Source organism: Corallococcus sicarius, assembly GCF_003611735.1.
Taxonomy (GTDB): domain Bacteria; phylum Myxococcota; class Myxococcia; order Myxococcales; family Myxococcaceae; genus Corallococcus; species Corallococcus sicarius.
The window spans coordinates 44,599-60,728 of record NZ_RAWG01000009.1 but is presented as its reverse complement, the minus strand read 5'-3'; the positions used below and the strand labels follow the sequence as shown (position 1 = coordinate 60,728).

The 16,130-nt window shown below is 71.3% G+C and carries 1 protein-coding gene (running past one end of the window); it reads left to right on the top strand.

All coding sequences use genetic code 11. The features are described from left to right. On the top strand, positions 1 to 16,130 hold part of the coding region annotated (locus D7X12_RS02660) for a non-ribosomal peptide synthetase (RefSeq protein WP_147443495.1) (this coding region is incomplete at its 5' end). The annotated region extends 14,656 nt beyond the left edge of the window; 16,130 of 30,786 annotated nt are visible.

Below are 16,130 nucleotides of genomic sequence, written 5' to 3'. Positions count from 1 at the left end.
CCCTCTGGCAGCGCGGCTGGCTCCAGGGCGCGGTGCTGGAGCAGCAGCTTGGCTACTGGCGCGGACACCTCGAAGGTGCCGCGCCGTACCTGGACCTGCCCACGGACCATCCGCGTCCGGCGCAGCAGTCCTTCCTGGCGGCGGACGCTCGCGTGGTGTTCTCGCGCGAGCTGAGCGAGGCGTTGGAGACCCTGGCGAAGCAGGAGTCCGCGACGCCGTACATGCTGCTGCTAACGGCCTTCAAGCTGCTGATGCACCGGTACTCGGGCCAGGAGGACGTGCTCATCGGTTCGCCCATCGCGGGCCGGCGTCACGCCGAATCCGAAGCCCTCATCGGCTACTTCGCCAACACCGTCGTCATCCGCACGCAGGTGGAGCCCTCGCTCACCTTCCGCGAACTGTTCGCGCAGGTGCGCACCTCCACCCTGGGGGCCTACGAACACCAGGACCTCCCGTTCGAGAAGCTGGTGGAGGACCTGAAGCCCGAGCGCGATCTGCGCCGCACGCCGTTCTTCCAGGTGACGTTCACCCTGCAGAACGCGCCGATGCCGGAGCTGGTGCTTCCGGAGCTGACGCTCCGGGGAATGGACCGGGGTCCGGCCACCATCCTCTTCGACCTTCAGCTCGTGCTGACCCGGGGGCCCGACGGGTTCGCGGGCTGGCTGGTCTACAACACGAGCCTGTTTGCTCCCGAGACGGCGGCTGGCATGGTCCAGCGCCTGCGGATGCTGCTGGAGTCCGCCGTCCGCGCACCGGACATGCGGCTGTCCGAGCTGTCCCTGCTCAGGCCCGAGGAGCGCCGGCAGGTCCTCGTCGAGTGGAACCGCACGTCCCGCGACTACCCGCGCGACGCGTCCGTGGCCGCCCTCTTCACCGCGCAGGCGGCGCGGACTCCGGAGGTGGTCGCGCTGAAGTCCGGGGAGAAGACGCTGAGCTACGCGTCCCTGGACCGCGCCTCCAACCAGCTGGCGCACCACCTGCGCCGCTCGGGCGTGAGGCCCGGGGACCGGGTGGGCCTGTGCCTGGAGCGCTCGTTCGAGCTCATCGTCGGCATGCTCGGCATCCTCAAGGCGGGCGCGGCGTACGTGCCGGTGGAGGCGAAGTACCCGGCGGACCGCATCGCGTGGATGCTCCAGGAGGCGAGCGTCAGCGTGCTGGTGACGCAGGAGTCGCTGGCGGATGAATTGCCGGCGGTGGCGGGCCTCCAGGTGCTCCTGGACGCGGACGCGGCGGTGCTCGCGAAGCAGCCGGAGACGGCGCTGGGGCTGGAGGTGCCGGCCGAAGCGCTGGCGTACGTGATGTTCACGTCGGGCAGCACGGGGCGTCCGAAGGGCGTCAGCGTGCCCCAGCGCGGCATCGTGCGGCTGGTGCGGGGCAACGACTTCATCCACTTCGGTCCGGAGGAGGTCTTCCTGCAACTGGCGCCGGTGGCGTTCGACGCGTCCACGCTGGAGGTCTGGGGCGCGCTGCTCAACGGCGCGAAGCTGGTGCTGGCCCCGGCGAAGGCGCTGTCCTTCGAGGAGACGGGGGCGCTGCTCACCGCCGAAGGCATCACCACGCTGTGGCTGACGGCCGCGCTCTTCGAGCAGATGGTCATCCATCAGGGCGAAGCGCTGGCGGGAGTGCGGCAGGTGCTGGCGGGCGGCGACGTGCTGCCGGTGGAGCGCGTGCGTGAGCACCTGGCGCGGATGGCTTCGGGCGCGGTGCTCGTCAACGGCTACGGCCCCACGGAGAACACCACGTTCTCCGCCACGTATGCCCTGGGTGCCGGTGACAGCGTGGGCCGCTCGGTGCCCATTGGCCGGCCGCTGGCGCAGTCCACGGCATGGGTGCTGGATGCATCCTTCCAGCCCGTGCCGGTGGGTGTGCCGGGTGCGCTCTACGTCGGAGGCGATGGCCTCGCGTGGGGCTACCTGAACCGTCCGGACCTGACGGCGGAGCGCTTCATCCCCCACCCCTTCGCCACGGAGCCGGGAGCGCGTCTGTACAGCACGGGCGACCGCGTGCGCTGGCAGGCGGACGGGACGTTGGAGTTCATGGGTCGCACGGACTTCCAGGTGAAGATCCGCGGCTTCCGCATCGAGCCGGGCGAAGTCGAGGCCGTGCTGCGCCAGTCGTCCCTGGTGCGCGAGGCGGTGGTCCTGGCGCGCGAGGATGTGCCCGGTGACAAGCGCCTCGTCGCCTACGTCGTCTCGACGGGCGAGGGTTTCGATCCTGGCGCCCTGAAGGCGCTCATCCAGAAGCAGTTGCCCGAATACATGGTCCCCACGGCCTGGGTGGAGCTGTCCGCCCTGCCGCTCAACGCCAACGGCAAGGTGGACCGCAAGGCCCTGCCCGTCCCGGAGGCGCCGAGTGTCTCCGATGCGGAGGTGGCCGCGCCGCGCAACGCGATGGAGACGGCGATTGCCGCCATCTGGGCGGAGGTGCTGCACCTGGAAGCCGTCGGCATCCACGACGACTTCTTCGAACTGGGTGGCCACTCGCTGCTGGCCACGCAGGTGGTGTCGCGCATCCGCTCCACGCTGGGCGTGGAGTTGCCACTGGGAGACCTCTTCAGCGCGCCCACCGTGGCCACCCTGGCCGAGAAGCTGGGCAGCGCCAGTCGCACGCAGGCCCCGCCGCTGGTCCGCACCGAGCGGACCACCGCGCCGCCGCTGTCGTTCGCACAGCAGCGACTGTGGTTCATCGACCAGCTGGAGCCGGGCACCAGCCTGTACAACATGCCGCTGCCGCTGCGCCTCACCGGCGCGCTGGATGAAGGCGCGTTGCGCAAGAGCCTGGACGCGCTGATGGCGCGGCACGAAGCGCTGCGCACCACGTTCCGCGTGGAGGCGGGCCAGCCCGTGCAGCACATCCACGCCGAGGCCACCGTGCCCTTCGAGTCCGTGGACCTCACGGGCATCGCGGACGCGGCGGAGCGGCAGGCGGAAGCCACGCGGCGCGGCTTCGCGGAATCCCGCCGTCCCTTCAACCTGGAGCAGGGCCCGGTGATTCGCGCCCTGCTCCTGAAGCTGGACGCGGAGGAGCACGTCCTCGTGGTGCACGTGCACCACATCGTGTCCGACGGCTGGTCGTTGGGCGTGCTGGTGCGTGAGATGACGGCGCTCTACGAGGCCTTCCGCCACGGCCGGCCCCCTGCCCTGCCGGAGCTGCCGGTGCAGTATGCGGACTACGCCGTCTGGCAGCGCGGCTGGCTCCAGGGGGAGGTACTGGAGGAGCAGCTCGGCTGGTGGAAGCAGCAGCTCGCGGGTGCACCCCACGTGCTGGACCTGCCCACCGACAAGCCCCGTCCGGCGGTGGTCTCGCAGCGCGGCGCCGTGCTGTCCGTGCGGCTGCCTCTCGCGCTGTCCGAACAGGTGGAGGCCCTGGCGCAGAAGCAAGGTGCCACGCCCTTCATGGTGCTGCTGGCGGCGTTCCAGACGGTGCTGCACCGCTACTCCGGTCAGGACGACGTGCTGGTGGGCTCGCCCATCGCGAACCGGAGCCGCGCGGAGACGGAGGGCCTCATTGGCTTCTTCGTCAACACGCTGGTGCTGCGCGGCAGCTTCGGTGCGCGGCCTTCCTTCCGGCAGCTCGTCTCGCAGGTGCGCACCACGACGCTGGGCGCGTACGAGCATCAGGACCTCCCGTTCGAGCGGCTGGTGGAGTCGCTGCAAACCACGCGCGATCTGTCCCGCACCCCGCTCTTCCAGGCGATGTTCGTGCTCCAGAACGCGCCCGTCCCGGAGCTGGCGCTGCCCGGCCTGTCCGTCACGGGGGCGCGCTTCGGCGAACGGAAACTGTCCCTGTTCGAGCTGATCCTGAACCTGAACCGGGACGCGGACGGCTTCACGGGCCAGCTCGAATACGCGACGGACCTGTTCGAGGCCGCCACCATCGAGCGGCTCGCCACGCACCTGCGGGTGCTGCTGGAGACCGTGGTCGCGCGGCCCGATGTGCCGTTGGCCGACCTGCCCCTCAGCTCGACGGAAGAGCACGCCCGGCTCCTGAGCATCGGGCGCGGGGACGTCGTGGACTTCAACGTGGAGTCCACGCTGCACGGGTGCATCGAAGCGCAGGTGGCTCGCACGCCGGACGCGGAGGCCCTGGAGTTCGACGGGACGACGCTGTCCTTCCGTCAGTTCGACGCCCGGGCCAATCAGCTCGCCCGGCACCTGCGCGCGTTGGGCGTGGGGCCGGAGGTCCCGGTGGCGCTGTGCCTGGAGCGCTCCGCGGACGCCCTCGTCGCGTTCCTCGCGGTGCTCAAGGCGGGCGGCGCGTTCGTGCCGTTCGACCCGGCGGCTCCCGCCGCTCGCAAGGACTTCCTCCTGCGCGACTGCGGCGCCTTCGTGCTGCTCACCACCCGGGCCCTGGCCGACGCGTGGCAGCCCGACATCGCCCACGTGGTGATGCTGGACACCGAAGCGGTGCACCTGGCGGCGCTCTCCGAGGAGCCCCTGCCTCCCTCGGCGGGCCCGGACAACCTCGCGTACGTCATCTACACGTCCGGCTCCACGGGCACGCCCAAGGGCGTGATGGTGCAGCACCGCTCCGTCGTCCACCTGCACCACACGCTGTCCCGGAATGTCTACCGGCAGCAGCGTCCGCTGCGCGTCAGCCTGAACGCGGCGCTGTACTTCGATGCATCCATCGAGGCGTTCATCAAGCTGCTCGACGGTCACTGCCTCTGCATCATCCCCGAGGACACGCGCCGCGATCCGGAGCGGATGCTCACGTGGATGGAAGCACGGCGCATCGACGTGCAGACCAGCACCCCGTCGCAGCTCAAGCTCCTGCTGGACGCGGGACTGCTGGAGCGCGCCTGGGTGCCGTCCCAGTTCCTGTTGGGCGGCGAGTCCATTGACGAAGCCCTCTGGCGCCTCCTGGCGGGGACGACCCGCACGCGTTCCTTCAACGGCTACGGCCCCACCGAGGCCACGGTGGCCGTCACGACGTTCGACATCCAGGGCACTGCCCTGCCCCGGGCCGTCATCGGTCGGCCGCTGGACAACCTGCGCGCCTACGTCCTGGATGAGCACCAGCGCCTGGTGCCCTTCGGCTTGCCTGGCGAGCTGTGCTTCTCCGGCGCGGGCATCACGCGCGGCTACCTGGGCCGCCCGGAGCTGACGGCGGAGCGCTTCGTTCCGGATCCGTTCAGCACGGAGCCCGGCGCACGGCTGTACCGCACGGGCGACAAGGCCCGGTGGCGCGAGGACGGCACGCTGGACTTCATGGGCCGCCTGGACTTCCAGGTGAAGCTGCGCGGCTACCGCATCGAGCTGGGCGAAATCGAAGCCACCCTGCGCTCGCACCCGGGCATCCGGGACGCGGTGGCGCTGGTGCGCGAGGACGTGCCGGGCGATGCGCGGCTCGTGGCCTGGGTCGCCCCCGAGGTGGATACCGCACCCCTGCGCGAACACCTGCGCAAGCACCTGCCCGAGTACATGGTGCCGGCCGCCTTCATGGCCCTGCCGGCCCTGCCGCTGACACCCAACGGCAAGGTGGACCGCAAGGCCCTGCCCGCGCCGGAAGCGTCGCAGCTCGCAGCACGCGTCTCCGAAGCTCCGGAGACGCCGACGGAGATCGCCCTGGCCGCGCTGTGGAGTGAAGTGCTGCGCATCCCCACCGTGGGCCGGCACGACAACTTCTTCGAACTGGGCGGCCACTCGCTGCTGGCCACCCAGCTGGTCACCCGCGTGCGCGTCCACTTCAGGGTGGAGCTGCCGCTGCGCGCGTTCTTCGAACGGCCCACCGTGGCCGCGCTGGCCGCGCTGATTGATTCGTTCCAGGGTCCGGACGGCACGGGCGCGTCCCTGCCTCCGCTGGTCCGGGCGGAGCGTCCGGAGGTGATTCCCCTCTCGTTCGCCCAGCAGCGGCTGTGGTTCATCGAGCAGCTCGGCACGGTGGGCACCGCGTACAGCATCCCGGTCGCGCTGAAGCTCGAAGGCTCGCTGGACACCATCGTGCTCATTGCGGCGTTCGACGAGCTGGTGCGCCGTCACGAAGCGCTGCGCACCACCTTCCGTCCGCACGAAGGGACACCGTCGCAGATCATCCACCCGCCCTTCCCGATGCCCGTGCGCTTCGTGGACCTCACGTCCATCGAAGCGCCCGGGGCGCGTCAGGCGGAAGCCCAGCGGATCGCCGCCGACGAGGCCCGCGTCCCGTTCAGCCTGGAGCAGGGGCCGCTGGTCCGGGTGCTCGTGTTGAAGCTGGGCCCGGCGGAGCACGGGCTGGTGCTGACCCAGCACCACATCATCTCCGACGGTTGGTCCACGGGCGTCCTGGTGCGGGAGATGGGCGCGCTCTATGCGGCCTTCTCCCAGGGCCTGCCCTCGCCCCTGCCGGAGCTGGCGGTGCAGTACGCGGACCACTCGCTCTGGCAGCGCGGCTGGCTCCAGGGAGCGGTGCTGGAGCGGCAGCTTGGCTACTGGCGCGATCAGCTCGATGACGCCACGCCGTACCTGGACCTGCCCACGGACCACCCGCGTCCGGCGAAGCAGTCCTTCCAGGGCGCCGACCAGCCCGTGTCCCTGCCGCTCGCGCTGAGCGAAGCGTTGGAGACCCTGGCGAAGCAGGCGTCCGCGACGCCGTACATGCTGCTGCTGGCGGCCTTCAAGCTGCTGATGCACCGGTATTCAGGTCAGGAGGACGTGCTCATCGGTTCGCCCATCGCGGGCCGCCGTCACGCCGAATCCGAAGCCCTCATCGGCTACTTCGCCAACACCGTCGTCATCCGCACGCAGGTGGAGCCCTCGCTCACCTTCCGCGAGCTGCTGGCGAGGGTGCGCACCACCACCCTGGGCGCCTACGAGCACCAGGATCTTCCATTCGAGAAGCTGGTGGAGGACCTGAAGCCTGAGCGCGACCTGAGCCGCACGCCATTCTTCCAGGTGACGTTCACCCTGCAGAACGCGCCGATGCCGGAGCTGGTGCTCCCGGAGTTGACGCTCCGGCCGATGATGGGCGGCGATCTGCGGTTCAGCCTCTTCGACCTGCAGTTGCTGCTGCGCCGCAACCCCGACGGCTTCGGCGGAACGCTGCTCTACAACACCGCGCTGTTCTCGCCCGAGACGATGGCCCGCATGGTCCATCGCTTCCAGGTCCTGCTGGACGTCGCCGTGGCTTCGCCCGATGTCCCCTTGGCCCGGCTCCCGCTGCTCACGCCCGAGGAGCGTCGGCAGGTCCTCGTCGAGTGGAACCACACGTCCCGCGAGTACCCGCGCGACGCGTCCGTGGCGGGGCTCTTCACGGCCCAGGCCGCACGCACTCCGGAGGCGGTCGCGCTGAAGTCCGGGGAGAAGACGCTGAGCTACGCGTCCCTGGACCGCGCCTCCAACCAGCTGGCGCACCACCTGCGCCGCTCGGGCGTGAGGCCCGGGGACCGGGTGGGCCTGTGCCTGGAGCGCTCGTTCGAGCTCATCGTCGGCATGCTCGGCATCCTCAAGGCCGGCGCGGCGTACGTGCCGGTGGAGGCGAAGTACCCGGCGGACCGCATCGCGTGGATGCTCCAGGAGGCGGGCGTCAGCGTGCTGGTGACGCAGGAGTCGCTGGCGGATGAGTTGCCGGCGGTGGCGGACCTCCAGGTGCTCCTGGACGCGGACGCGGCGGTGCTCGCGAAGCAGCCGGAGACGGCGCTGGGGCTGGAGGTGCCGGCCGAGGCGCTGGCGTACGTGATGTTCACGTCGGGCAGCACGGGACGTCCCAAGGGCGTCAGCGTGCCCCAGCGCGGCATCGTGCGGCTGGTGCGGGGCAACGACTTCATCCACTTCGGTCCGGAGGAGGTCTTCCTGCAACTGGCGCCGGTGGCGTTCGACGCGTCCACGCTGGAGGTCTGGGGCGCGCTGCTCAACGGCGCGAAGCTGGTGCTGGCGCCGGCGAAGGCCCTGTCCTTCGAGGAGACGGGGGCGCTGCTCACCGCCGAAGGCATCACCACGCTGTGGCTGACGGCCGCGCTCTTCGAGCAGATGGTCATCCATCAGGGCGAAGCGCTGGCGGGAGTGCGGCAGGTGCTGGCGGGCGGCGACGTGCTGCCGGCGGAGCGCGTGCGTGAGCACCTGGCGCGGATGGCTTCGGGTGCGGTGCTCGTCAACGGCTACGGCCCCACGGAGAACACCACGTTCTCCGCCACGCACACGCTGCGCACTGGCGACAGCGTGGGCCGTTCGGTGCCCATTGGCCGGCCGCTGGCGCAGTCCACGGCGTGGGTGCTGGATGCAGCCTTCCAGCCCGTCCCGCCAGGAGTGCCCGGTACGCTGCACGTCGGCGGCGATGGCCTGGCCTGGGGCTACCTCCAGCGCCCGGACCTGACGGCGGAGCGCTTCATCCCCCACCCCTTCGCCACCGAGCCCGGTGCCCGCCTCTACAGCACGGGCGACCGCGTGCGCTGGCAGGCGGACGGGACATTGGAGTTCATGGGTCGCACGGACTTCCAGGTGAAGATCCGCGGCTTCCGCATCGAAACCGGCGAGGTCGAAGCCGTGCTGCGCCAGTCGTCGCAGGTGCGGGAAGCCGTGGTCCTGGCGCGCGAGGACGTGCCCGGTGACAAGCGCCTTGTCGCCTACGTCGTCTCCACGAGCGAGGGTTTCGAGCCCGGCGCGCTCAAGGAGTTCACCCAGAAGCTGCTGCCCGACTACATGGTGCCGTCCGCGTTCGTCGCGCTGCCGGCCCTGCCGCTGTCGGCCAACGGCAAGGTGGACCGCAAGGCCCTGCCCGTCCCGGAGGCGCCGCGCGTCTCCGATGCGGAGGTGGCCGCGCCGCGCAACGCGATGGAGACAGCGCTCGCCGCCATCTGGGCGGAGGTGCTGCACCTGGAAGCCGTCGGCATCCACGACGACTTCTTCGAGCTGGGTGGCCACTCGCTGCTGGCCACCCAGGTGGTGTCGCGCATCCGCTCCACGCTGGGCGTGGAATTGCCGCTGGGAGATCTCTTCAGCGCGCCCACCGTGGCGACCCTGGCCGAGAAGCTGGGCAGCGCCAGCCGCACGCAGGCCCCGCCGCTGGTCCGCACCGAGCGCACCACCGCGCCGCCGTTGTCGTTCGCGCAGCAGCGCCTGTGGTTCATCGACCAGTTGGAGCCGGGCACCGGCCTGTACAACATGCCGCTGCCGCTGCGCCTCACCGGCGCACTGGATGAAGGCGCGTTGCGCAAGAGCCTGGACGCGCTGATGGCGCGGCATGAGTCGCTGCGCACCACCTTCCGCGTGGAGGCGGGCCAGCCCGTGCAGCACATCCACGCCGAGGCCACCGTGCCCTTCGAGTCCGTGGACCTCACGGGCATCGCGGATGCGGCGGAGCGGCAGGCGGAAGCAACGCGGCGCGGCTTCGCGGAATCCCGCCGTCCCTTCAACCTGGAGCAGGGCCCGGTGATTCGCGCCCTGCTGCTGAAGCTGGACGCGCAGGAGCACATCCTCGTGGTGCACGTGCACCACATCGTGTCCGACGGCTGGTCGTTGGGCGTGATGGTGAGCGAAGTCACCGCCCTCTACGAGGCCTTCCGCCAGGGGCAGACGCCTGCCCTGCCGGAGCTGCCCGTGCAGTACGCGGACTACGCCGTGTGGCAGCGCAACTGGCTCCAGGGGGAGGTGCTGGAGGAGCAACTCGGCTGGTGGAAGCAGCAGCTCGCGGGTGCATCCCACGTGCTGGATCTGCCCACCGACAAGCCCCGTCCGGCGGTGGTCTCGCGGCGCGGCGCGTCGGTGTCCATGCAGCTGCCGCGCGCCCTCTCCGAACAGGTGGAAGCGCTGGCGCAGCGTGAAGGCGCCACGCCCTTCATGGTGCTGCTAGCGGCCTTCCAGACGGTGCTGCAGCGCCACTCCGGTCAGGACGACGTGCTGGTGGGCTCGCCCATCGCGAACCGTGGCCACGCGGAGACGGAGGGCCTCATCGGCTTCTTCGTCAACACGCTGGTGCTGCGCGGCAGCTTCAGCGCGCGTCCCTCGTTCCGGCAGCTCCTCGCGCAGGTGCGCACCACGACGCTGGGCGCGTACGAACACCAGGACCTGCCGTTCGAACGGCTGGTGGAAGAGCTCCAGACGACGCGCGACCTGGCCCGCACACCGCTCTTCCAGGCGCTGTTCGCGCTCCAGAACGCGCCGCTGTCCGCCGCGACCCTGCCTAGTCTCACCGTGCGGCCCGCCGAGTTCGGCAGCCGGGCGACCACCCTGTTCGAGCTGAGCCTGGACCTGCGCCGCGCCGAGGACGGCTTCGTGGGCCGGCTCGAATACGCGACGGACCTGTTCGAGGCCGCCACCGCCGAGCGGCTCGCCACGCACCTGCGGGTGTTGCTGGAGACCGTGGTCGCGCGGCCCGATGCCCCGCTGGCCGACCTGTCCCTCGACACACCCGAGGCGCAGGCGCGGCTCGTGAAACTGGGACACGGCGACGTCGTGGACTTCGACCTGGGGTCCACGGTGCACGGCCTCTTCGAAGCGCAGGTGGCCCGCACGCCGGACGCGGACGCCGTGGTGTTCGAGGAGACAACGCTGTCCTTCCGTCAGCTCGACGCTCGGGCCAATCAGCTCGCCCGGCACCTGCGCTCGCTGGGCGTGGGGCCGGAGGTCACGGTGGGCCTGTGCCTGGAGCGCTCCGCGGAGGCCCTCATCGCGTTCCTCGCGGTGCTCAAGGCGGGCGGCGCGTTCGTGCCGTTCGACCCGGCGGCCCCCGCCGCGCGCAAGGCCTACATCCTGGAGAACAGCCGCGCGTCCGTGCTGCTCACCACCCGGGCCCTGACTGAAGCGTGGCGGCCCGACGTCACCCACGTGGTGCAGCTGGACGCCGAAGCGGCGCACCTGGCGACGCTCTCCGAGGAGCCCCTGCCTCCCTCGGCGGGCCCAGGCAATCTCGCGTACGTCATCTACACGTCCGGCTCCACGGGCATGCCCAAGGGCGTGATGGTGCAGCACCGCTCCGTCGTCCACCTGCACCACACGCTGGTGCGCAACGTCTACACGGCGTCGCGCCGGCTGCGCGTCAGCTTGAGCGTGCCGCTGTACTTCGACGCCGTCATCGAGCCGTTCACCCGGCTGCTCGACGGTCACTGCCTCTGCGTCATCCCCGAGGACACGCGCCTGGAGCCGGCACGGATGCTCGCGTGGCTGGAGCAGCACCGCATCGACGTGCTGGTGGGGACTCCCGCGCAGCTCAAGCTCCTGCTCGACGCGGGGATGATGGAGCGCGCCTGGGTGCCGTCGCAGCTCATGCTCGGCGGCGAAGCCCTGGACGAGGCGACGTGGCGACTGCTCGCCACGACGGACCGCACGCGCGCCTTCAACGGCTACGGCCCCACCGAGACCACGGTGACCGTCACGACGTTCGACATCCAGGGCACCGCCCTGCCCCGGCCCGTCATCGGCCGGCCGCTGGACAACCTGCGCGCCTACGTGCTCGACGAGCACCAGCGCCTGGTGCCCTTCGGCCTGCCGGGCGAGCTGTGCTTCTCCGGCGCGGGCATCACGCGCGGCTACCTGGGCCGCCCGGACCTCACCGCGGAGCGCTTCGTTCCGGATCCGTTCAGCACGGAGCCCGGTGCGCGCATGTACCGCACGGGCGACAAGGCCCGGTGGCGCGAGGATGGGACGCTGGACCTCCTGGGCCGCCTGGACTTCCAGGTGAAGCTGCGCGGCTACCGCATCGAGCTGGGCGAAGTCGAAGCCACCCTGCGCACGCACCCGGGCATCCGGGACGCGGTGGCGCTGGTGCGCGAGGACGTGCCCGGCGATGCGCGCCTCGTGGCCTGGGTTGTGCCGGAGGTGGACACCGCGCCCCTGCGCGAACACCTGCGCAAGCACCTGCCCGAGTACATGGTCCCGGCCGCCTTCATGGCCCTGCCCGCCCTGCCGCTGACGCCCAACGGCAAGGTGGACCGCAAGGCCCTGCCCGCGCCGGAAGCGTCGCGGCAGTCCCTCCGCATCACGGACGCGCCCGGGACGCCCACCGAGGTGGCCCTGGCCTCGCTCTGGAGCGAGCTGTTGCGCATCCCCGCCGTGGGACGGCACGACAACTTCTTCGAGCTGGGCGGCCACTCGCTGCTGGCCACGCAGGTGGTGGCCCGGGTGCGTGCCCGCTTCGGCGTGGAGCTGCCGGTCCGGGCCCTCTTCGAGTCGCCCACCGTGGCGACCCTGGCCCTGAGGCTGCCGGACGCCCCGACCGCCACCGTGCTGCCCCCGCTCGTTCCGGCCGCGGCGCCCGGACCGCATCCGCTGTCCTTCGCGCAGCAGCGGTTGTGGTTCATCGATCAGCTGGACCCGGGCAGCGCGCTGTACAACATGCCCACCGCGCTGCGCCTGTCGGGCACCGTGGAGGTGCCACAGCTCCAGCGGGCCTTCGACGCCCTGGTCCAGCGGCATGAGTCGCTGCGCACCACGTTCGAGACCCACGACGGCGAGCCCCTCCAGCGCATCCACCCCGCCCCGGCGCAGAGCCTGTTCGTGGTGGACCTCACGTCGCTGCCCCAGGACGCGCGCGGGGCCGAAGTGCTCCGGCTCGCGAGCGAGGACGCCCTGCGTCCCTTCGACCTGGCCTCGGGACCGCTGGTGCGGATCACGCTGGTGAAGGTGGACGCGAACGAGCACGTGCTGCTCCTGTGCCTCCACCACGCCATCAGCGATGGTTGGTCCATCGGCGTGCTGGTGCGGGAGGTCATCGCCCTCTACGAGGCCTTCCGTCAGGGGCTGCCGTCTCCGCTGCCTCCGCTGCCGGTGCAGTACGCGGACTACGCGGTGTGGCAGCGCGCCTGGCTCCAGGGCGAGGCGCTGGAGACGCAGCTGGGGTGGTGGAAGCGGCAGCTGGCCGGCGCGCCGCAAGCGCTGTCCCTGCCCACCGACAAGCCCCGTCCCCCGCGCCGCTCCGCGCGGGGCGCCATGCTCCCGGTGCGCATCCCCCCGGCCTTGAGCGAGGCGGTGGAGGCCCTGGCGCAGAAGGAAGGCGCCACGCCCTTCATGGTGCTGCTGTCGGCCTTCCAGACGCTGCTGTACCGCTACTCCGGTCAGGACGACCTGCTGGTGGGCACGTCCATCGCGGGGCGGCGTCACGCGGAGACGGAGGGCCTCATCGGCTTCTTCGTCAACACGCTGGTGCTGCGCGCCCGCTTCGAGGCCCGGCCCTCGTTCCGTCAGGTGCTCACGCAGGTGCGCGCCAACACGCTGGGCGCGTACGAGCACCAGGACATCCCGTTCGAGCGACTGGTGGAGGCGCTCCAGCCCGCGCGAGACCTGTCGCGCACGCCGCTCATCCAGGCCCAGTTCGTGCTCCAGAACACGCCGGACTCGGGAGCGCACCTGCCGGAGCTCACGCTGCGCCCGGTGAAGGTGGAGGCGAACTCGACGAAGTTCGACCTGGACCTGAGCCTGGGTCGCTCGGCCCGGGGCTTCGAGGGTTCCCTCTTCTACAGCACGGACCTCTTCGAGGCGGCCACCGCCCGGAGGCTGACGGAGCACCTGGTCCAGCTGCTGGAAGGCGCCGTCGCCCAGCCGGACGCCGCCGTGGAGACACTGACCCTGCTGTCGGCGGACGAGCGCCAGTGGGTGCTGGAGGAGTGGAGCGGTGAGACGACCGACTTCCCGGCCGACCTGCCCTTCCACACGCGCTTCGAGCAGCAGGTGACCCGCACGCCCAAGGCCCCGGCCCTGGTGATGGGGGACACCACGGTGTCGTTCCACCAGCTCAACGTGCGCGCCAACCAGCTGGCCCACTACCTGCGCACGTTGGGGGTGGGCCCCGAGGTGCCGGTGGCGTTCAGCCTGGAGCGCTCGCCGGAGGCCATCGTCGCGCTGTTGGGCATCCTCAAGGCGGGCGGGGCCTACGTGCCGCTGGACCCGGCCGCGCCCGACGCGCGCAAGGACTTCATCCTGGAGAACAGCGGGGCCACCGTGCTCCTCACCACCCAGGCCCTGGACAGCGCGTGGCAGCCGGCGGTGCGGCACCTGGTGCGCATCGACACGGAGGCACGGCGCATCGATGCGCTGTCTCCGGGCAACCCGCGCGTGGACGTGCGGCCCGAACACGTGGCGTACATCCTCTACACGTCCGGCTCCACGGGCATGCCCAAGGGCGTGATGGTGCAGCACCGCTCCATCGTCCACCTGCACCGCGCCATGGCCGACGTGCCCCTGTCCGCGGTGCCGCGCGTCCTGCGGGCGAGCCTCAACGCGCCGCTCAACTTCGACATCTCCGTGGGGCAGTTGTTGCTGCTGCTGGAGGGCCACGCCCTGTGCCTCATCAAGGAGGACGTGCGCCAGGATCCGGAGCGGATGCTGGCGTGGATGGAGCAGCACCGCATCGACGTGCTGGACTGCACGCCGTCGCAGCTCAAGTCGCTGCTGGAGGCAGGCCTGCTGGCGCGCGCCCACGTGCCGGAGACGCTCCTCATCTGCGGTGAGGCGGTGGATGAAGCCACCTGGCGCACCCTGGCCGCGACGAAGCGCACGCGCGCCTTCAACCTGTACGGCCCCACCGAGGGCACGGTGTACGCCACGTGGTGCTGCATCCAGGACGCGACGCAGCCGGTGCCCGTCATCGGGCGGCCGCTCGTCAACATGGGCGTGTTCGTGCTCGATGCGAACCTGAACCCGGTGTCCGTGGGTGTGCCCGGAGAGCTGTTCATCTCGGGCGAGGGGCTCGCGCGCGGCTACCGCGCCCGGGCGGACCTCACCGCGGAGCGCTTCATCCCCCACCCGTTCAGCACGGAGCCCGGTGCGCGCCTGTACCGCTCGGGCGACCGGGTCCGCTGGCGGCAGGACGGGACGCTGGACTTCATGGGCCGCCTGGACTTCCAGGTGAAGCTGCGCGGCTACCGCATCGAGCTGGGTGAAATCGAAGCCGCCCTGCGCACGCACCCGGGCCTCCGGGACGCGGTGGCGCTGGTGCGCGAGGACGTGCCCGGCCTGCCCCGCCTCGTGGCCTACGTGGCCCCCGCCGTGGACACTGCTCCCTTGCGCGGCCACCTGCTGCGCACCCTTCCGGACTACATGGTGCCGTCCGCCTTCGTCGCGCTGCCGGCCCTGCCGCTGACGCCCAACGGCAAGGTGGACCGCAAGGCGCTGCCCGTGCCCCACGCGGACGTCACGGCGTCGGGCCCGCGGGTGGGTCCGCGCGACGCGACGGAGGCCTTGCTCGCGCGGCTCTGGGCCCAGACCCTGGGGCTGGCCGCCGTGGACGTGCGCACCAGCCTCTTCGAGCTGGGAGGCCACTCGCTCCTCGCGGTGCGCCTGATCGCGGCGGTGAACCGCGAGACGGGCCGCCGGCTCCCGCTGTCGGCGCTCTTCCAGGCCCCCAGCGTGGAGCAGTTCGCGCGGCTGATGGACGAGGCGGAGGACACCCGGCCCTTCTCGTCGCTGGTGCCCTTCGCGAAGCAAGGCACGGGCACCGCCCCGCCCTTCTTCTGCGTCCACCCGGTGGGCGGCAACGTGCTGGCCTACGCGGAGCTGGCGCGTCAGCTGGGCCCGGATCAGCCCTTCTACGGCCTCCAGGCCCGCGGCCTGGACGGCACGAGCAACCCGCTGGGCACCGTGGAGGAGATGGCCACCCACTACGTGCGGGAGCTGCGCACGGTGCAGCCCGCCGGGCCCTACCACCTGGGCGGCTGGTCGCTGGGCGGCGTCATCGCCTACGAGATGGCGCACCAGCTGCGCGCGGCGGGCGAGGAGGTGGCGCTGCTAGCGCTCATCGACTCGTACGTCCCGCAGACGGTGACGGCTTCCGAGCAGGCCCTGGATCGCACGCTGGCCGTGGGCCTGTTCGCCCAGGACCTGATGGGCGTGTCCCTGGCCGACCTGGCGCTGGACACGGCGGAGCTGGCGACCCTGGAGCCCGAAGCGGCGCTCACCCGGGTGCTGGAGTCCGCGGTCCGTGCCGGAGCGCTCCCGCCCGGCGTGGACAGCGCGAACCCGGTCGCCCTCTTCCGCGTCTTCGAGGCCAACCTCGAAGCGGCCCGGCGCTACCATCCGCCCGCGATGGAGCAGCGGGTGCTGCGCGTGCAGGCGGAGGAACTGGCGGACACCGGCCCGGGTGACGGCGGCTGGTCCGCGCTCGTGGGTGAGCGGTTGGAATCGCACCGCCTGCCTGGCAACCACTACACGCTGTTGCGGGAGCCCACCGTGCGGACCGTGGCGGACCTGTTGAAGAAGGCCCTCCGCTATCCGGACAAGCGTTGA